The organism is Cryobacterium sp. W22_MBD10_FK3 (assembly GCF_052113745.1).
GTDB lineage: Bacteria > Actinomycetota > Actinomycetes > Actinomycetales > Microbacteriaceae > Cryobacterium.
Map to the genome: position 1 here is coordinate 58259 of NZ_JBGQOH010000014.1, position 16344 is coordinate 74602.

Annotated in this window: 16 protein-coding genes; 6 read left to right on the plus strand and 10 right to left on the minus strand. The window is 69.4% G+C overall.

The features are described from left to right. Nucleotides 1-82: 82 nt before the first annotated feature. The 4 genes from ACEN2M_RS13340 to ACEN2M_RS13355 are packed head-to-tail and all read right to left on the minus strand — an operon-like array spanning nucleotide 83 to nucleotide 5421. A complete protein-coding gene (locus ACEN2M_RS13340; RefSeq protein ID WP_441648615.1) occupies nucleotides 83-994 on the minus strand; it encodes a carbohydrate ABC transporter permease in 912 nt (303 codons plus the stop codon). Further along, a complete protein-coding gene (locus ACEN2M_RS13345) occupies nucleotides 991-1929 on the minus strand; it encodes a carbohydrate ABC transporter permease (protein ID WP_441648616.1) in 939 nt (312 codons plus the stop codon). Before ACEN2M_RS13345 ends, ACEN2M_RS13340 begins: the two co-directional genes overlap by 4 nt. A 2-nt stretch (nucleotides 1930-1931) precedes the next feature. Continuing rightward, nucleotides 1932-3257, minus strand: a complete 1326-nt coding sequence (locus tag ACEN2M_RS13350) for an ABC transporter substrate-binding protein (RefSeq protein WP_441648617.1) — start codon at nucleotides 3255-3257, stop codon at nucleotides 1932-1934. 34 nt (nucleotides 3258-3291) lie between these two features. Continuing rightward, nucleotides 3292-5421 (minus strand): alpha-galactosidase, encoded by a 2130-nt coding sequence (locus tag ACEN2M_RS13355; protein WP_441648618.1) that lies wholly within the window; start codon nucleotides 5419-5421, stop codon nucleotides 3292-3294. A 237-nt stretch (nucleotides 5422-5658) separates the two neighbouring features. Between ACEN2M_RS13355 and ACEN2M_RS13360 the strand changes: the two genes are divergently transcribed. After that, on the plus strand, nucleotides 5659-6810 hold the full coding sequence (locus ACEN2M_RS13360) for an ROK family protein (protein WP_441648619.1): 1152 nt from the start codon (nucleotides 5659-5661) through the stop codon (nucleotides 6808-6810). Between the two features lie 43 nt (nucleotides 6811-6853). Here ACEN2M_RS13360 and ACEN2M_RS13365 read toward each other — a convergent pair whose 3' ends face one another. Continuing rightward, nucleotides 6854-7051, minus strand: coding sequence for a hypothetical protein (locus ACEN2M_RS13365; RefSeq protein WP_441648620.1), 198 nt, complete (start codon nucleotides 7049-7051; stop codon nucleotides 6854-6856). A gap of 22 nt (nucleotides 7052-7073) precedes the next feature. After that, nucleotides 7074-8159 carry a D-2-hydroxyacid dehydrogenase gene (locus tag ACEN2M_RS13370; protein ID WP_441648621.1) on the minus strand — a complete coding sequence of 362 codons (1086 nt, stop codon included), beginning with the start codon at nucleotides 8157-8159 and terminating at the stop codon, nucleotides 7074-7076. Nucleotides 8160-8216: 57 nt separating this feature from the next. On the opposite strand from ACEN2M_RS13370, the gene ACEN2M_RS13375 reads away from it, so the two are divergent. Next, complete coding sequence (locus ACEN2M_RS13375) at nucleotides 8217-8822, plus strand: TetR/AcrR family transcriptional regulator (protein WP_441648622.1); 606 nt, start codon at nucleotides 8217-8219, stop codon at nucleotides 8820-8822. A 5-nt stretch (nucleotides 8823-8827) separates the two neighbouring features. Here ACEN2M_RS13375 and ACEN2M_RS13380 read toward each other — a convergent pair whose 3' ends face one another. The 3 genes from ACEN2M_RS13380 to ACEN2M_RS13390 all read right to left on the minus strand — a co-directional run bounded on the left by ACEN2M_RS13380 (nucleotide 8828) and on the right by ACEN2M_RS13390 (nucleotide 11203). Next, nucleotides 8828-9934, minus strand: coding sequence for a Gfo/Idh/MocA family protein (locus ACEN2M_RS13380; RefSeq protein WP_441648623.1), 1107 nt, complete (start codon nucleotides 9932-9934; stop codon nucleotides 8828-8830). Beyond that, nucleotides 9931-10734, minus strand: a complete 804-nt coding sequence (locus tag ACEN2M_RS13385; RefSeq protein ID WP_441648624.1) for a sugar phosphate isomerase/epimerase family protein — start codon at nucleotides 10732-10734, stop codon at nucleotides 9931-9933. Before ACEN2M_RS13385 ends, ACEN2M_RS13380 begins: the two co-directional genes overlap by 4 nt. A 103-nt stretch (nucleotides 10735-10837) precedes the next feature. After that, nucleotides 10838-11203, minus strand: coding sequence for a VOC family protein (locus ACEN2M_RS13390; RefSeq protein ID WP_441648625.1), 366 nt, complete (start codon nucleotides 11201-11203; stop codon nucleotides 10838-10840). Nucleotides 11204-11261: 58 nt separating this feature from the next. Here ACEN2M_RS13390 and ACEN2M_RS13395 point away from each other — a divergent pair, with 58 nt between their 5' ends. The 4 genes from ACEN2M_RS13395 to ACEN2M_RS13410 all read left to right on the plus strand — a co-directional run bounded on the left by ACEN2M_RS13395 (nucleotide 11262) and on the right by ACEN2M_RS13410 (nucleotide 14948). Beyond that, complete coding sequence (locus ACEN2M_RS13395; protein WP_441648626.1) at nucleotides 11262-11717, plus strand: MarR family winged helix-turn-helix transcriptional regulator; 456 nt, start codon at nucleotides 11262-11264, stop codon at nucleotides 11715-11717. A 43-nt stretch (nucleotides 11718-11760) separates the two neighbouring features. Next, complete coding sequence (locus ACEN2M_RS13400) at nucleotides 11761-12432, plus strand: hypothetical protein (protein WP_441648627.1); 672 nt, start codon at nucleotides 11761-11763, stop codon at nucleotides 12430-12432. Nucleotides 12433-12565: 133 nt separating this feature from the next. After that, nucleotides 12566-13915, plus strand: a complete 1350-nt coding sequence (locus ACEN2M_RS13405) for a hemolysin family protein (RefSeq protein WP_441648628.1) — start codon at nucleotides 12566-12568, stop codon at nucleotides 13913-13915. Then, nucleotides 13908-14948, plus strand: coding sequence for a hemolysin family protein (locus ACEN2M_RS13410; RefSeq protein ID WP_441648629.1), 1041 nt, complete (start codon nucleotides 13908-13910; stop codon nucleotides 14946-14948). The genes ACEN2M_RS13405 and ACEN2M_RS13410 overlap by 8 nt, the downstream gene beginning before the upstream one ends. Before the next feature lie 98 nt (nucleotides 14949-15046). Here the strand turns inward: ACEN2M_RS13410 and ACEN2M_RS13415 are convergent, their stop codons facing one another. Continuing rightward, nucleotides 15047-16318: an MFS transporter gene (locus ACEN2M_RS13415; RefSeq protein WP_441648630.1), complete on the minus strand. Its 1272-nt coding sequence runs from the start codon at nucleotides 16316-16318 to the stop codon at nucleotides 15047-15049. Nucleotides 16319-16344: the final 26 nt, after the last annotated feature.

Here is a 16344-nt window from a genome sequence, read left to right on the forward strand (position 1 = left end):
CTCCATTGTCAGGCACAACGTGCCGCATGGCCCGCACCCGGCGGGGATGCGGGCCATGCAGACGGCGTGCGGGAAGGGATGGTTACTTCACCGAGCCGCGGGTGACCCCGCTCACCACCCACTTCTGGGCGATCACGTAGACCACGAGCAACGGCGCCAGGGCCATCAGGTAGGAGGCGAAGGCCACCGGGTAGTTGGTGTTGAACTGGCCCTGGAAGATGAACTGCGCCAGCGGCAGGGTCTGCGCCGACGGGTCGGAGAGCACCACCAGCGGCAGCAGGAAGTCGTTCCACGCCCAGACGCAGGTGAGGATGCCGACGGTCGCGTTCATCGGCGAGAGCAGCGGGAAGATGACCTTCCAGAACACCATCCAGGTGCTTGCGCCGTCCAGCCGCGCGGCTTCCTCCAGCTCCACCGGGATGGAGTTGATGTAGGCCACGAAGATGAAGATATTGAACGAGAGCCCGTAGACCGTGTACAGCAGGATCAGGCCCACCGGGGTGTCGATGCCCAGCAGGGCGGTCTCTTTCACCACCGGCAGCATGATGATCGGGAACGGCACGAAGATCGCCGCGAGGAAGTAGAAGTACAGCCCCTTGAAGAACTTCTTGTGCATGTTGCGGGCGATCGCGTAGGCCACCAGCGAGTTGGTGAGCAGGGTGAGGAACACCGCGCCGACCGTGATCAGGGCCGTGTTCATCAGCGCCCGCGGGAAATTCGTCAGCTGGTAGGCGTCCGCGAAGTTCTCCCAGCGGATGCTGGTGGGCAGTTCGAACCCGGTGCCGCCGAGCTGGTCCGGCGTCTTCAACGCGGTGACGACGGTGAAGTACAGCGGGATCAGCACGGTGAGCGAGCACACCGCGATCAGGGCGGTGAGCCACCAGTTGGTGCCGCCGTTGCCGCCGTCGAGGCGCCGGCGGGTGCGCGGGGCGCGAGCGCCGGCATCCGGCTCGGCGGGCACGGGTGCGGTCGTCTGGGTGAGGGTGTCGGTCATGAGAAGCTCGCCTCCCGGCGCTGCAGGATGCGCAGCTGCAGAAATGAAACGATGATGATGACGAACAGGTAGACCACGGCATTGGCCATCTGGTACCCGTACTCACCGCCTTGGAAGCCGCCGCGGAAGATCACGAGGGCGATGGATTCGGTGGACGTGCCAGGTCCGCCGGCGGTGAGGGCCACGATCTGGTCGAAGACCTGCAGGAACGACTTGAACGAGAGCACCATGTTGATGGTGAAGTACGCGCCGATCAGCGGGAAGGTGATCGACCGGAACCGGCGCCAGCCGGACGCCCCGTCGATCGCGGCCGCTTCGTAGAGGTCGGCGGAGATGGTCTGCAGCCCGGCCAGGTAGAGGATGACGTTGAACGCCGCCGCCTGCCAGACCGTGGTGATGACGATGCCCACCCAGGCGAAGTCCGGGCTGGCCAGCAGGTTGCCCGAGAGCCCCGGCAGGCCCAGCGCGGTGAAGATGGCCGGGAACGAGTTGGCGAACAGGTAGTTGAACACGTAACCGATGATCAGGATCGCGAGCACGTATGGAATGAAGAACACCCCGCGGAACGCGGCCTGGAACTTGATCTTGGAGTTCAGGCCCAGCGCGATGGCCAGGGCGATCACGTTCACCAGGATGGTGGACACGATGGCGAACCCGAAGGTGAAGCCGTAGGAGTTGAGCACCCGGTCGTCCTGGAACAGGTTGATGTAGTTCGAGAACCCGACGAGGTCCCAGGTGCCGTAGCCGGCGTAGTTGGTCAGGCTGAAGAACATGCCGCTGAGCACCGGGATGGTGTGCAGGGCGAAGAAGATCACGACGGCCGGCACCACCATCCAGTAGAAGGTGCGCGGGGTGCGGGCGATGTTGGACCGCGAGCGGGCCGGCGGTGTGGATGCTGCGGCGGGCGTCTTCGCCCGCGTGAGGGTGCTGCTCATGCTCACTTCCCCTGTCTCTGCGTGGTGGTGCGGGCGGCGACCTTGCTCCACTCGGAGTCGAGGTCGCTGAGGAAGGCCTCGGAGTCCCCGGTGATCACGAGCGTCTGCAGCATGTTCACCAGCGGTACCGCCGCGGGGATCTGGTGGTCGATGAAGCCGATGATTCTCTCGTCGCTGAAGTACGGTTCGAGTCCGGCCAGGGCGGGGTCGCTGTTGGGTGTGGCGTCCTTGAGGGGAGAGAAGGTGCTCTGCGCCTCGGAGTATGCCGTCACGACGTCTGGCGACATCAGGTAATCGACGAAGGTCTGCGCCTCGGCGGCGTGCGGGGTGTTCCGCCCGATCGCGATGCCCACGTCGACGCCGGAGACCACGACGCGGGAGTCGGCGTCGTCGGTGACGGGGTAGGGGAAGGAGGCGATGCTCGCGTCGGGGTTGTTGGCCCGGATCGCGGGGATGGCGTACGAGCCCTGCAGGTACATGGCCGATTCGCCGTCGGCGAAGGCCTTGTTGCCGGCGTTGTAGTCGCGGCTGGCGAAGTTGTCCTGGCAGTAGGAGAACAGGGTCGCCTCCTTGTTGGCCGCCTCGGCGAAGTCCTTGCTGAACGACACCGCACCATCGGCGACGTCGCCGCCCTCGGCGCGCAGGTCGTCGAAGAACCCGTCGGGCATGAGCGTGCCGCCCAGGTTCACGAACGCGGGCGACGCCGTCCAGGAGTCCTTGAGCGTGCAGAAGAACGGCGAGACCCCGTTGGCCTGGAAGGTGTCCGCGGCCGCGAGCAGTTCGGTCCAGGTTTCGGGGACCTCCACGCCGTTGGCGGCGAAGATCTCCGGGTTGTAGAGGATGCCGGACGCGTTGCTCGCGAACGGCAGCGCGTTGACCTCGGCTGCACCTTCACTACCGCCGTCGGTGCCGCAGGTGCCGAGCGACTGCACGATGTCCTGCACGGCCGGGTTGACGGTCCCCGTGATGGGTTCGGCGCTGAGGTCGGCGAAGATGCAGGCCCTGGCGAGTTCGCCGAAGTTGCCGTTGGCGTTGAGGGTGAGCACGTCGGGCACCTTGTCTTTCACCAGCAGGGTGCGGATGGCGGTGTCCGGGTCAGGCACGGAATTCTGGACGACCTTGATGCCGGGGTTCTCGGCCTCGAAGTCCTTGATGATCGCGGTGAAGTTCCCCACCGCTTCCGGCTTGAACTGGAAGAAGTTCAGTGTGACCACGTCGTCGCTGCCGGCGGCGGAGCATCCGCCCAGCGCGACGAGCGCTGCGGCCGCGACGACCATCGCGGTGGCCCGTTTGGGCCTGGAATGGGGCCTGGTGCTGGGGGATTTCATGGCGCCTCCTTGCGCTCGGTCCGGCTAAACGGTGTTAGACGGATGTGATGCTGAAAACTGCGAGGTGTTCGGGGAAGAGCACCGGCCCCTGCAGGCCGATGGTGGCGAGGTATTTGCCGGTGAGGGTGACGGGCTGTTCGGCCCAGTCCAACGGGGACTGGCCGTTGCCGATGCCGGTGAACTCCCGGTTGACCAGGCTCACCCGGTACCGGGTGTCGGCGGCCAGGCCGGGGAAGCGCAGCGGGCCGACCGGGTAGGCGGCGCTGGTGGCGACCTGGCTGAAGACGAAGACGGCGCTGCCCTGGTCGGTGGCGACCACACCGCGGATGTCCACGGCGGGGTCGGGGTGGTCGACGTGCACCGAGGTTCCGGTGTGGAAGAGGGAGCGATTGGCCTTGTAGAGGTCGATCCAGCCGGTCAGCTCGGCCTCGTCGGTGGTGGAGAGCGCCGCGATGTCCCACTCGATGCCCAGGTGGCCGAACAGGGCAACACCCGCGCGCATCGACAGGTCGTGCCGGCGGCCGGTGGAGTGCGACTCGGGGCCGCTGATGTGCGCGCCCATCAGCTCGTAGGGCACCAGCAGGCCGGTGTACTTCTGGATGGTGAGGCGCTCGATCGGGTCGATGCAGTCGCTGGTCCAGATGCGGTCGGTGTGGTCGAGGATGCCGAGGTCGACGCGGGCGCCGCCGGAGGCGCAGCTCTCGATCTCCAGGCCAGGGTGCCGGGCCTTGAGCTCGTCGAGCAGGGCGTAGAGGGCCACGACGTTGTTGTGCACCGCGGCGGTGCCGGTGCGGGTGCTGCCGGCGTCGACGAGATCACGGTTGTGGTCCCACTTGAGGTAGCCGATCGGGTACTCCACGAGCAGGGCGTCGAGCGCTTCGAGAATGTACGCGTAGGCATCCGGGTGCGACAGGTCGAGCACCTGCTGCTGGCGGCCCTCCACGGGCAGCCGGCCGGCGGCCTGCAGCAGCCAGTCCGGGTGGGCGCGGGCCAGGTCGGAGTCCGGGTTGACCATCTCGGGTTCGACCCAGAGGCCGAACTGCATGCCGAGGCCGGTGACCGTGTCGATCAGCGGGCTGAGGCCGTCGGGCCAGACGTCGGCGTCGACCCGCCAGTCGCCGAGGCCCGCGGTGTCGTCGCGGCGGCCGTGGAACCAGCCGTCATCGAGCACGTACCGTTCGACGCCGACGCGGGCGGCGGCCTCCGCCAGCGCGGTGAGCCGGCCGAGGTCGTGGTCGAAGTAGACCGCCTCCCAGGTGTTGAGGGTGACCGGGCGGGGGCTCCGCGGGTGCACCCGGCGGGCGCGCAGCCGGGTGTGGATGCGCGCGGAGAGTTCGGTGAGGCCGTCGCCCCAGGAGGCGATCACCGTGGGGGTGCTGTAGCTGGCGCCGGGGGCGAGGCGGATCTCGCCGGCGGCGAGCAGCTCGCCGGCCTGCAGGAACGCGGGCCCGGTGACGAGCTTCTCGGCGGCCACGCGCTGGTTGCCGCTGAAGGCCAGGTGCACGGCGTGCACCAGCCCGCGTTCGAAACCGAAACCGGGGGTGCCCACGAACAGGAGCAGGGTGGCGTCGGCGCCGGGGCGGCCCTTGCGGCTGTCACGCTGGTGCCGGCCCAGGGTGAAGGCGTGCCGTTGGGGGGAGCGTTCGCGCAGGTGCCGCCCGGTGGTGTCCAGGATCTCGGTGGCGCCGGCCGGAAGCGGCAGGGTGACGCAGAGGTCGACCAGGTCGTAGTCGTCGTCGCCGGTGTTCGTGACGGTGAGGCTGTGGCTGAGAACGCCGGCCGGGTCGAGGGCAAGCGTGCCGTGCACTCTGAGCCTGGCGGTCTCGTCAACGGCGTCGAAGCTGAGGGAGGACGGGGTGTGCACGACTTCCGTGGCCCGCAGAGCGGGAGAGAAGACCTGCCCGCTGCGGCTGCCGGTGAGGCCGGGGGTGCCCTGCCAGCCGGTGGATTCCTGCGGCAGCACGGTGAGCCTGGCCGGCCGGTCGAGCCCGCCGGAGACTCGTTGGGCGCGGGTGGCCCTGGCGATGTCGGAGAGCTCGTGCGGGGAGAGGTCGCCCTGGTCGGCGCCCCAGTGCAGGATCTCGGGCACCCCGTCGTCGTGCAGATCGACGATGACGCTGGTTCCGCCGGCGCGGAGGTGGATGACGGTGCTGTCGTGGTGCATGAGTTATTTCTATAGTGCAAGTAATGCAGTTGTCAAGAGTGGGGAATATCGAGTTTCATCCGGCAAACCGCGTATTTCGTGCCCGCATTCGGTTCACCGTGCAATAAACTGGGCATGATTCGGGGTGTCCCAGGGGGTGGTGCCGCCGAACGCTATCCTGATCGAACCAACACCCGGCGCCCGGATGGCTCCAGGTGGCCCCGTGTCGGCGCTGACCGAATGAAAGTTGCCAAGTCCATGTCATCCCTCGAGGCCGCCGAGCGCCGCTACCGCGCACCGTCCAGCGAGTTGGCCAGGGAAGTGCTGATCCACGGGCCGATCCTGCGGAGCGAACTGGCCGGGCGGCTGGGCCTCTCCCTGGCCACCCTCACCCGTCTGGCCCGGCCCCTGCTCGATGGCGGCCTGCTCGTGGAAGTGACCGAGCAACTCGACGGCGGCATGGGCCGCCCCGCCAAGCCACTCGACGTGCGCGCCGAGGCCCGCCAGTTTCTGGGGATCAAGCTCACCGGCGACACGGCTGTGGCCGTCACCACCGACCTGCGCGCCGCTGAGGGACGCCGGGCCGAACGTGAGCTTCCCAGCCACGAGCTGCACGACGTTGTCACCGTGATCGTGGAGCTGGCCCATGAGCTCGCGAACGAGCAGGAATTCTCCGCCATCGGCATCAGCGTCGGTGGCCAGGTCTCCGACAACCGCGTGGTCGACCGCGCCCCGTTCCTGGGCTGGCGGGCAGTGGCCTTGGCGGATGCGGTGGAGGCGCGGTTCGACGCGCCCGTCGTGGTCGAGAACGATGTCGTGGCCCTGGCGGCGGCCGAGCACTGGTTCGGTCTGGGCCGGGGCTTCTCCAACTTCGCCGTGCTCACCGTGGGCGCCGGAGTGGGCTACGGACTCGTCATGCACGACCAGGTGGTGAGCACCTCCGAGGCCGGCCTCGGGCTCGGCGGGCACTTCCCCCTCGACCCCACCGGCCCCCTCTGCTTCCTGGGCCACCGCGGCTGTTCCACGGCCATGCTCACCATCCCCAGCATCCGGGCCCAGGTGGAAGTCGCCCTGGGATCACCGGTCAGCTACGCCGAGGTGCTCGAGCTGGCCGCGACCGGCCACCCCGTTGCCCTCGCGGTGCTGCGCGCGGCCGGCACGGCCCTGGGCCGGCTCATCGCGGCCGTGGCGAATCTCGCGATGGTCGAGCACGTGGTGCTCGCGGGCGAGGGACTGGGCTTTCTCGAGATCGGCCGGCCCGAGATGGATGCGGCCATCCTGGCCGACCGGGACCCCGAGGCGGCCGAGGTGGATGTGCTCCTCGACGCCAGCGGCTTCATCTCCTGGGCGCAGGGTGCCGCCGCTGTCGCCATCCAACACACCATGGACACCCTGACCACGGTGGGCTGACCCGCGGCAACGGCCTCGGCCGGCTGGCGCTCAGCGCCGGCGCTCAGCGCTGGCGCGCACGGCGGCGCGATGCACTGCGCGACGGGCGGGCCGGGGTATTGCGGGCCCTGGCGCGCCGCGCATCCGCCGCTCGCAGCCGGTCGGGATCGCCGTTGCCGCCGCCCCACATGTAGACGACCAGCTGGGCCAACTCGGTGAGCAGGGCGGCGCCCCTGGCGGTGAGTCGCACAAGGAGGTTCATCCGCCCACCATAGTGGGCCGGCCTAGTAGAACTCGATGGTGTCGACCTTGTTCTGCAGCGGGCCGCCGTCGAGGAGGCTGGTGGCGTTCTCGGCGAACAGGGTGGCAATGCGGCGTATCTCGCGGGCGTCGAGGGCGGCGGTGTGCGGGCTGACGAGCACGTTGGGCAGGTCCCAGAGCCCGCTGCCGGCCGGCAACGGCTCGGTGGCGAAGACGTCGAGGGCGGCGAAGCCGACCTGACCGTTCTGCAGCGCGATCGTGAGGGCATCCTCGTCGATGACGGTGCCGCGGCCCACGTTCACGATGGTGACGCCGGGCTTGGCCGCGGCGAAGACCGCCGCGCCCACCAGTCCCTCGGTGGCGTCGGTGCCGGGCAGGGAGATGACGATGGCATCGGCGCGGCCGGCGTGCTCGGCGAGGTCGTCGATCGACACGTATTCGTCGACATGATCGACCGTGCCGGAGCTGCCGGGCCGGCGGGTGCCGATCACGTGCATGCCCAGGGCGTGGGTGAGCCGGGCGATCTCCCGGCCGATCCCGCCCAGGCCCACCAGGAGCACGGTCTGGTCACGCACCTGCCCGAGGGTCCAGCGGCCGGGCCAGTCGTGGTCCCGCTGCTGGCGCTGCAGCCGGGGCAGCTGCTTGGCGCCGGCCAGGATGCCGAACAGGGCGAATTCGGCCAGCGGGCCGCCGTGCACCCCGGCCGACGTGGTGAAGGCCACCCGGGCCAGCTCGGCGTCGCTGAGGCCGGCCGCCTTCACCTGGGAGCCGCCGCCGGCGGCCATGAGCTGCACCCAGCGCAGCTTGGGGTTGGCCCGCACCGTGCGGCGGAGAGAGGCGGGGTTCACGTCGGGGATGCCGTAGAGCACGTCGGCGGAGTCGACGAGTGCCTCGAACGCCAGCTGTTGCTCGGCGGTGCGCGTGAAGGCCGGGTCGCCCTGGTGGTCGGCGGGGTGTCGCATGGGCGGCAGCAGCGTCTGGTCCCGCACCAGGTGGATGCGCGGTTCGGCCTGCTCGATGAGCCGGCAGATGTCCTCGGGCAGCGGCGACGCCACAACGACTCTCAGGGCGGGCGAAGGTGTGCCGGGTGCGGTACTGGTGGCGGTCATACGACGCCCTTTCTGGGGAGGCACGGGCTGATTGCCCTGCTGGTCTAGCCTTGCACCATGGCGACCCTGGGCAGATACCCGAAAGGTGTGGCGAAGCGCGCCGAGATCCTCGAGACCGCCCTGGCGCTCGTGGCGCGCCAGGGCTTCCATCAGACCTCGGTGCGGGACATCGCCGACGCCGTGGGGCTCTCGCAGGCCGGTCTGCTGCACTACTTCGAGTCCAAAGACGACCTGTGGGTGGCCATCCTGCGCACCAGGGACGAGATCGACGCGGCGAAAGACCCGCACGATCCAGACCCGGCCGCCAGCTTCGCGGCCCTGGTCGGGCGCAACGCCGAGGTGCCCGGGCTGGTGCAGATGTTCACCAACCTGTCGGCCGCCGCGGCGACCGACCCTGAGCATCCCGCGCACGAGTACTTTCGGGAGCGCTACGCCAGGGTGCGGCACACCATCGCCGCCGGGCTGGGCCGGATGCAGGCAGCCGGGCGGCTCGACCCTTCCGTGGACCCGGAGGTGCTGGCGTCGGTGCTGATGGCCGTGAGCGACGGCATGCAATTGCAGTGGATGTTCGACCCGACCCGCGACATGGGGGAGCACGTGGCCGCCGTGATCGCGCTGGCGCAGGCCGGGAACCGCCCGCAGGCGAGCGGTTCCCCGGCCTGACCCGTTTAGAGCGTGGCCGCCGCCGGGTCCCAGTCCTCGGCCAGCGGGGTGGGCTTCGCCACCCTCGACGCCACATCCACGCTCTGGCCGCTCTCGGCGGCCTCGGAGACGGCGAGAAGCACATCGAGCACGTGCGCGGCGACCTGGCCGCTGGCCCGCTCGGGCACACCGGCCCGGATCGACCGGGCCAAATCGAGCACGCCGGTGCCGCGACCGTACCTGGAGCCGACAGCCGTGAGGATGCCCGGCTCGTCCTGGCCGAACCGCCAGAGGGTGGAATCGCCCTCGAAGGTGTTCGGGTCCGGCAGCACGATGGTGCCGTCGGTTCCGCTGATCTCCACAAAACCCATCCGGGGCAGCGCGTTCTGGAAGCTGAAGGTGGACTGCGCCGACTGCCCGCCCTCGAACGCGATGACCGCGGCGTGGTGGGTGGGCACCTGCACCGGGAACTCGACGCCGGCGCGGGGCCCGCTGCCGATGGTGCGCGTCGCGGTGGAGCGCGACGACACCGCGCCGACCCGGCTGGCCGAGCCGAACGCGTGCACCAGGGTGGTGACGTAGTACGGCCCCATGTCGAACAGCGGCCCGGCGCCGAGGGCGAACAGGAACTCGGGATTGGGGTGCCAGGCGTCGGGGCCCGGCACGTGGAACATCGTCGTGGCCGTCAGCGGCTCGCCGATGTCGCCGCGCGCGATCGCCCGCATGGCCGTCTGGATGCCCGCGCCCAGCACGGTGTCCGGAGCGCACGCGACCCGGAGACCCGCGTCCTGCGCCGCGGTGAGCAGCGCCGCACCGGATTCGTGATCGAGCGCCAGCGGCTTCTCGCTCCAGACGTGCTTGCCCGCGGCAATGATGCGCCGGCCCACCTCGGTGTGCACGGCCGGGATGGTGAGGTTCACGACGATCTCGATGTCGTCCCTGGCCAGCAGGTCGTCGACGGAGCCGTGGGCGGGCACCCCGTAGGCCTCGGCCTGCGCCTGGGCGCGAGCGAGGTCGAGGTCGGCAACGAAGAGCACGTCGAGGTCGGCGAAAGCCGTCATGTTCTCCAGGTAGGTGCCGCTGATGACGCCGGCGCCGATGACGCCGACGCCGACGCGTCCGGTGCGGGTCACTTGTCGTTCTCCATGAGCCAGGCGAAGGATGCGGCGATGCCCTCGAAGACGTCGCCCGCATAGCCGTCGAACTCCACGACCCGAAGGGCGTGCGGCGCGGCCTGGAGGATGGCGGCCACGCCGACCTCGCCGCTGCCGGCCGGAAGCTGGTTCTTGAACGCCTGGGTGAGTTCCTCCGGAACCTCCAGGGCGCTCTCGTTGCTGGGCAGCGTCGTGGCGATGGCGCCGGCGATCGGGCCGTCCTTGATGTGCAGGAACTGCACGCGGTCGCCCAGGCGGCGCAGCAGCTCCGGGGTGTCCGCGCCGCCGACGGTCGACCAGTAGGTGTCGAGTTCGAGCGCGACGTCGGGGGAGAGCCGCTCGACGAACAGCTCGTAGATGCTGCGGCCGTCCACGTGGTTCGCGAACTCCCACTGGTGGTTGTGGTAGCCGAAGCGCAGCCCGACCGCCGCGGCGGCCAGCTGGAGCTCGTTGACCCTGTCGGCGATCCGGGCGGCGTCGTCGGCGGTCTGCCAGCGGTCACTCGGGATGAAGGGGTCGATGACGGTGCCGATGCCGAGCTGCGCCGCGGCGTCGAAGGTGCGTGCCGGGTCGGCGGCGTCGATGACGGGGGCGTGGCCGGACGGCGCGGTGACGCCGGCCGCGGCGAAGGCCCGCTCGAACTCGTCGGCGCGCTGCACGAAGTCGTACGGCTCCACCTGGGTGAAGCCGACCTCGGCGACGCGTGCGATGGCGCCCGCGAGGTCGGCGGAGACCGCGTCCCTCACGGTGTAGAGCTGGACCGATGGTGTGCTGGACATACTTGCTCCTTTGGAAGTGATGGCGGATGGAGATTCAGCCGCAGGAACAAACCTAACGTTGCTCGGTTTTAAAACCAAGAGCCGGAGCTCGAGCCGAAGCCGGTCAGGCCCGGTCGTGCAGGGTGATCTGGTAGCCGTCGGGATCGGCGAAGGTGAAGGTGCGCCCGAACGGACCATCGATGGGCGGCGCGGTGATCTCCACGCCCGCGGCGACGAGGGCGTCGTGGATCAGCTGGGCATCCGGTGCGTGCAGCCACACACCCACGCCCAATCCGAGCTGGCGCACGGAGTCCAGGTCGACACCGGGCAGGGCTGCCCGCACCGCGAATGCGGCCGGCTTGGTGTCGAAAACCACCGCGTGCGGTGGTCCGGCCTTCCGGGTGAAGCCGAGGTGGTGCTCGTAGAAGGCGGCGGAGCGCTCGATGTCGCGAACCTGCAGGGAGATGAAGCCGGGGCCGGATGATGTCATGATGATGCTCCTTTGGTGTCAGTAAGTTGACATGAATCGAGTATGTCAGAATGTTGACATGAGTCAAGAGGATGTCGGAATCGACCTGGAGACCTCGGTGGGCTACCTGCTCAAGGAGGCCGCCAGCGCCCTCCGGTTCGCCATGGAGGCGGTGCTGCGCCCCCTCGGCATGAGCATCACGCACTACTCCTGCCTCGAGCTGCTCGCGCAGCGCCCCGGCCTGTCCAGTTCCGAGCTGGCCCGGGGCGCGTTCGTCACCCGGCAGTCGATGAACGTGCTGCTGCAGGCCCTGGAGCGGGACGGCTTCGTCTCGCGGCCGCAGCATGCCCCGGAAGGCCGGGTGCTGCCGACCGAACTGACCGAGCTGGGCCGTAGCCGCCTGGCCGTGGCCAGCAGAGCGGTTCGGGGGGTCGAGGACCTGATGCGGTCGGGCCTCGCCCCTGCCGAGCGGGATCAACTGGGTGTTCTGCTGGCAAAATGTGTGACGTCGCTGCGGAGCGGTCAGTCACCCTAGAGACGCTGCCCGCTCGGGTCGAGAACTCGATAGCGTCGCAGGTGTGACCCCAACCTACGAGGTGCCGGCGGACTGGCTGCCCGCATCCGCCTCCCGTAAGCCCCTGGTGCTCGTGAACGCGTTTGCGTTCACCAGGTCGGCGACCCCGCCGCCGGACCAGTGGACCTACTTCGCCAAGCTCCGGCCGGTGCCGTGGAAGCTGGTGGCCGCCTGCGCCGCCATCGCCGCCGTCTGCGTCTGGGGATTCGTCGGCACCATCGAACTGGCCGGCACCGAGATCGTCTACACCCTCATCCCACTGATCGGCCTGTTTCTGGGCGCGGTGTACTTCGGCTGGATCGCCGTGATGTCGGTGCTCTCCTACAGCAAACGCACCGGTTGGCCGCACCTGCACGGGGCAGGCATCGGGGAGTCCGGCATCGCGTTCCGGCTCGCCGACGGCAACATCGACGTTCCGTGGGAAGCTGTCACCTCGATCAGGGCCGTGTTCACCAACGCGGACAATCCCCGCAAGGCACGCATCCCGGTACTGCGGGTCACCTACGCCGCCGGTTCGACAGCCGAGTCGACGATCGATCTGAACACCGGGATTCTGGGCGCCTCGCCGACCGTGCTTTATGCGGCGCTGAGCTACTACTGGAAGAACCCCGCGAGCCGGGGAGAGCTGGGCACGACACTCGCGCAGAAGCGCATGGCGGGCTGGCTGGCGCCCTGATCCTGTGCGTTTACACAGGATGCGCGGACTACACTCGACGGACTATGGATGACCCTCCCACGCATAAACCCATGCTCCCTGCCCGCCCCGAAGCCTTTCGGGCACTGAACCTCCGGGCACAGGGAGCCACCTCGTGAACGAATGGATCATGGTGGGCCTCGGGCTCATTCTGACCTTCGGTACCGGCGTTTTCGTCGCCGCCGAATTCGCCCTCGTCACCCTCGACCGCAATGAGCTCGAGGCGCGCAGGGATCGCGGCGAGAAACGTCTCGGCCCCACCATCAAGGCGCTGCGGATCACCTCCACGCACCTCTCCAGCGCCCAGCTGGGCATCACGCTGACGACCCTGCTCACCGGGTACACCTTCGAGCCGGCCATCAGCGCGTTGCTGCGCGGCCCGATGCTCGACCTCGGTGTGCCCGACGGTGTTGTGCCGGTGCTCGGCACGGTGATCGGCATCTCGCTGGCCACCCTGTTCTCGATGGTGATCGGCGAGCTCGTGCCCAAGAACTTCGCCCTGGCCGTGCCGCTGGCGACGGCCAAGTTCGTGGTGCCGATGCAGGCGGCGTTCACGGCGGTGTTCAAGCCCGTGATCCTGCTCTTCAACAACACCGCCAACGCCCTCATCCGGCTGGTCGGCATCGAACCCAAGGAGGAGCTCTCCGGTGCGCGCAGCGCCGAGGAACTCGGCTTCCTGGTGCGCCGCTCGGCCATGGAGGGCCTGCTCGACGCCGACCACGCCGACATGCTGGGCCGCACCCTGCGCTTCTCCGACCACTCGGCGTCCGATGTGATGACCCCGCGCGTGCAGATGGCGTCGGTGCACGCCGGCGATACCGCCGAGAGCATCGTGACGCTGGCCAGTGCCACCGGCTACTCCCGGTTTCCGGTGATCGGGCGGGACACCGACGACATCCTGGGCGTGCTGCACGTGAAGCAGGCCTTCGCGGTGGCGCTCGGCCGCCGCACCCTGGTGCGCGCCGACGAGCTGATGCTGCCCGCGCTGCGGGTGCCCGAATCGATGGGAGTCGACAGGCTGCTCGGCACCCTGCGCCAACAGGGCCTGCAGATCGCCGTGGTCTCCGACGAGTACGGCGGCACCGCCGGAATCGTCACGCTCGAGGACCTCGTGGAGGAACTCGTGGGCGAACTCGAGGACGAGCACGACAGGGCCAAGGCGGGCATCGTGCGCACCGGCCGCTCGATAGTGTTCGACGCGGGCCTCCGCCCCGACGAACTGCTCGAGCGCATCGGCGTCACCGTGCCCGACGACGGCGACTACGAGACCATCGCCGGTTTCGTGACCGACCGGCTCGACCGCATGCCCGAGCTGGGCGACACCGTGCCCATCGACGTGGGCATTCTGCGGGTCGAGCGGATGGATGGCGCGCGCGTGTCGCGCATCCGCCTCACCCCCACCGACACCGCGGCCGACCTCGACCCGGTCACCGCCGTCATCGAAGGGAGGCTGACCCATGAGTGAGTACATTCCCGGGCTGATCTGGCTCGTTGTGCTGCTGGCCGTGAACGCCTTCTTCGTGGGCGCCGAATTCGCCGTGATCTCGGCCCGCCGCTCGCAGATCGAGCCGTTGGCGGCACAGGGCAACAAGGCCGCCAAGACCACGTTGTGGGCGATGGAACACGCCACCCTGATGCTGGCCACCTCGCAGCTGGGCATCACCGTGTGCTCCCTGGTGATCCTCAACGTGTCGGAGCCGGCGATCCACCACCTGCTCGAGATCCCGCTCGGGCTCACCGACCTGTCGCCGGCGGCCATCAGCGCGATCGCGTTCGCGGTTGCCCTGGCGCTGGTCACGTTCTTGCACGTGGTGCTGGGCGAGATGGTGCCCAAGAACATCTCGTTCTCGGTGCCCGACCGGGCCGCCCTCATTCTCGCGCCGCCGCTGGTGTTCGTGGCCCGGGTGTTCAAGCCGGTGATCTTCAGCCTCAACTGGTTGGCCAACGGCGTGCTGCGGCTGTTCCGGGTGACTCCCAAAGACGAAGCCACCAGCGCGTTCACCCTCGACGAGGTGGCCGGCATCGTGCGTCAGTCCACCCGCGAGGGCATGCTGATGGATGCCTCCGGTACCCTCTCGGCGGCGTTCGAGTTCACCACCAAGCGGGTCTCCGACGTGGAGGTGCCGCTGTCCGGCATCGTATTCCTGCCGGAGCATGCGTCGCCGGCGGACCTGCAGCGGGCCGTGGCCGAGCACGGGTTCTCCAGGTACATCCTCGCGGAAGCGGCCGGGACGCCGACCGGCTACCTGCACCTCAAGGACGTGATGGACCTCACCGGCCCCGACGCCTTCACGCAGCCGGTGCCCGCCAAGCGGGTGCGGAAGCTCGCCAGCGTGCTCCGCGACAGCGACCTGGAAGACGCCCTCGCCGCGATGCGCCGCACCGGCTCGCACGTGGCCAGCTCGTTCGACGCCGCCGGCGTGCCCACCGGGGTGCTGTTCCTCGAAGACATCATCGAGGAGCTCGTCGGTGAGGTGGACGACGTCACCAGCGTGTGATCCCTCGCAGGGTTATCAGGAGAAAGGGAGTTGAGAAGGACGGAATCGGGGCAGAGCATCCTGATATTCGTGCGTTCTCCTGATTACCGTTCGTCGCCTCAGCCGAGAGCTGGGGCGGCGGGGGTGGTCGGGCGGCCGAGCAGCGACCAGGTCACGACCACGGCCACCAGCACCATCGCGGCGACGCCAAGTCCCGAGTAGCCCACCAGCAGCAGCACCGGTCCGGCCAGAGCGCCGCCGAGGGCGCCGGCGGCGTTCATCGAGAGGTCGGAGAAGCCCTGCAGGGCCGACCTGTCGTGCACCCCGACCGCCTCGGCGATCAGCGCCGAGGCGGCCACGACGGATGCCGACCAGCCCAGCCCGAGCAGGATCAAGCCTGTCGTCATGGCCGTGGCGTTCTCGCCGGCGAGCCAGAACAGCACCAGTGCGGCCAGCAGCAGGGCCTGACCGCACAGGATCACGGGCATCCGCCCCACCCTGTCGGCCAGCGCGCCGAACACCGGTGAGAGCGCATACATGCCGGCCACGTGCAGGCTGATGGTGAGGCCAACGATCGTGAGGGAGGCGCCGTGCTCGGTGAGGTGCACGGGCGCCATCGACATGAGCGCGACCATGGTGGCGTGGCTGAGGGCGATGACCGCCACGGCGTAGCGGGCCAGCGGGTTGGTGCGCACGATGGCCAGGCCGCCGTGCTGCCGGGTGGTCGTCGGCCGGGCCTCCCGCACCGCCAGGGCGGTGAGCAGCGGGTCTGGCCGCAACCCGATCGTGTAGACCAGGGCGGCGCCGACCTGCGCGGCCAGGGAGAAGGCGAAGGCGCCGGTGAGCGGGGGCAGGCCGAGTTGGCCGCCGACGACCTCGCCGGGGCCGAACAGGTTGGGCCCGAGGACAGCGCCGATGGTGGTCGACCAGACGACGATGGAGAGGTCGCGGGCGCGGGAGGTGGGGCCGGCCAGGTCGGTCGCGGCGAACCGGGCCTGCAGGTTGGTGGCCGAGCCGGCGCCCAGCAGCATGAGGGCGGCCAGCAGTAGCGGGAAGGCGTCGACGGCGACCGAGGTGACGGCCAGCACGGCGCCGACGCCGGCGATGCCCGACCCGGTGGCCAGGGAGCGGCGGCGGCCCCTGGCCTGGGCCAGGCGTGCCAGTGGCACGGCCACCAGGGCGGCGCCCAGGGTGCTCATGGTGGCGGCCATGCCCGACCAGGCGTTCGAGCCGGAGAGCTGCGCGGCGAGCAACGCACCGAGCGAGAGGGTGGCGCCCATACCGATGCCGCCGAGGATCTGGCCGAGGATGAGCACCCGCACCACCTTGCGCTGCAGGCGCGGGTGCGCGCTCGCGTCGGTGGGGGAGGCGGGGCGGCGGGGTGTGGTCATCGGGATCCCTGCTGGTCTGGGTGGTG

What these genes read in the sequence shown, in the direction of transcription:
- ACEN2M_RS13410 (WP_441648629.1), top strand. Translation starts at nt 13,908, where the DNA reads ATGAGTGAGTACATTCCCGGGCTGATCTGGCTCGTTGTGCTGCTGGCC.
- ACEN2M_RS13415 (WP_441648630.1), bottom strand. Translation starts at nt 16,318, where the DNA reads ATGACCACACCCCGCCGCCCCGCCTCCCCCACCGACGCGAGCGCGCAC.
- ACEN2M_RS13350 (WP_441648617.1), bottom strand. Translation starts at nt 3,257, where the DNA reads ATGAAATCCCCCAGCACCAGGCCCCATTCCAGGCCCAAACGGGCCACC.
- ACEN2M_RS13345 (WP_441648616.1), bottom strand. Translation starts at nt 1,929, where the DNA reads ATGAGCAGCACCCTCACGCGGGCGAAGACGCCCGCCGCAGCATCCACA.
- ACEN2M_RS13340 (WP_441648615.1), bottom strand. Translation starts at nt 994, where the DNA reads ATGACCGACACCCTCACCCAGACGACCGCACCCGTGCCCGCCGAGCCG.
- ACEN2M_RS13390 (WP_441648625.1), bottom strand. Translation starts at nt 11,203, where the DNA reads ATGACATCATCCGGCCCCGGCTTCATCTCCCTGCAGGTTCGCGACATC.
- ACEN2M_RS13355 (WP_441648618.1), bottom strand. Translation starts at nt 5,421, where the DNA reads ATGCACCACGACAGCACCGTCATCCACCTCCGCGCCGGCGGAACCAGC.
- ACEN2M_RS13375 (WP_441648622.1), top strand. Translation starts at nt 8,217, where the DNA reads ATGGCGACCCTGGGCAGATACCCGAAAGGTGTGGCGAAGCGCGCCGAG.
- ACEN2M_RS13395 (WP_441648626.1), top strand. Translation starts at nt 11,262, where the DNA reads ATGAGTCAAGAGGATGTCGGAATCGACCTGGAGACCTCGGTGGGCTAC.
- ACEN2M_RS13365 (WP_441648620.1), bottom strand. Translation starts at nt 7,051, where the DNA reads ATGAACCTCCTTGTGCGACTCACCGCCAGGGGCGCCGCCCTGCTCACC.
- ACEN2M_RS13385 (WP_441648624.1), bottom strand. Translation starts at nt 10,734, where the DNA reads ATGTCCAGCACACCATCGGTCCAGCTCTACACCGTGAGGGACGCGGTC.
- ACEN2M_RS13360 (WP_441648619.1), top strand. Translation starts at nt 5,659, where the DNA reads ATGTCATCCCTCGAGGCCGCCGAGCGCCGCTACCGCGCACCGTCCAGC.
- ACEN2M_RS13370 (WP_441648621.1), bottom strand. Translation starts at nt 8,159, where the DNA reads ATGACCGCCACCAGTACCGCACCCGGCACACCTTCGCCCGCCCTGAGA.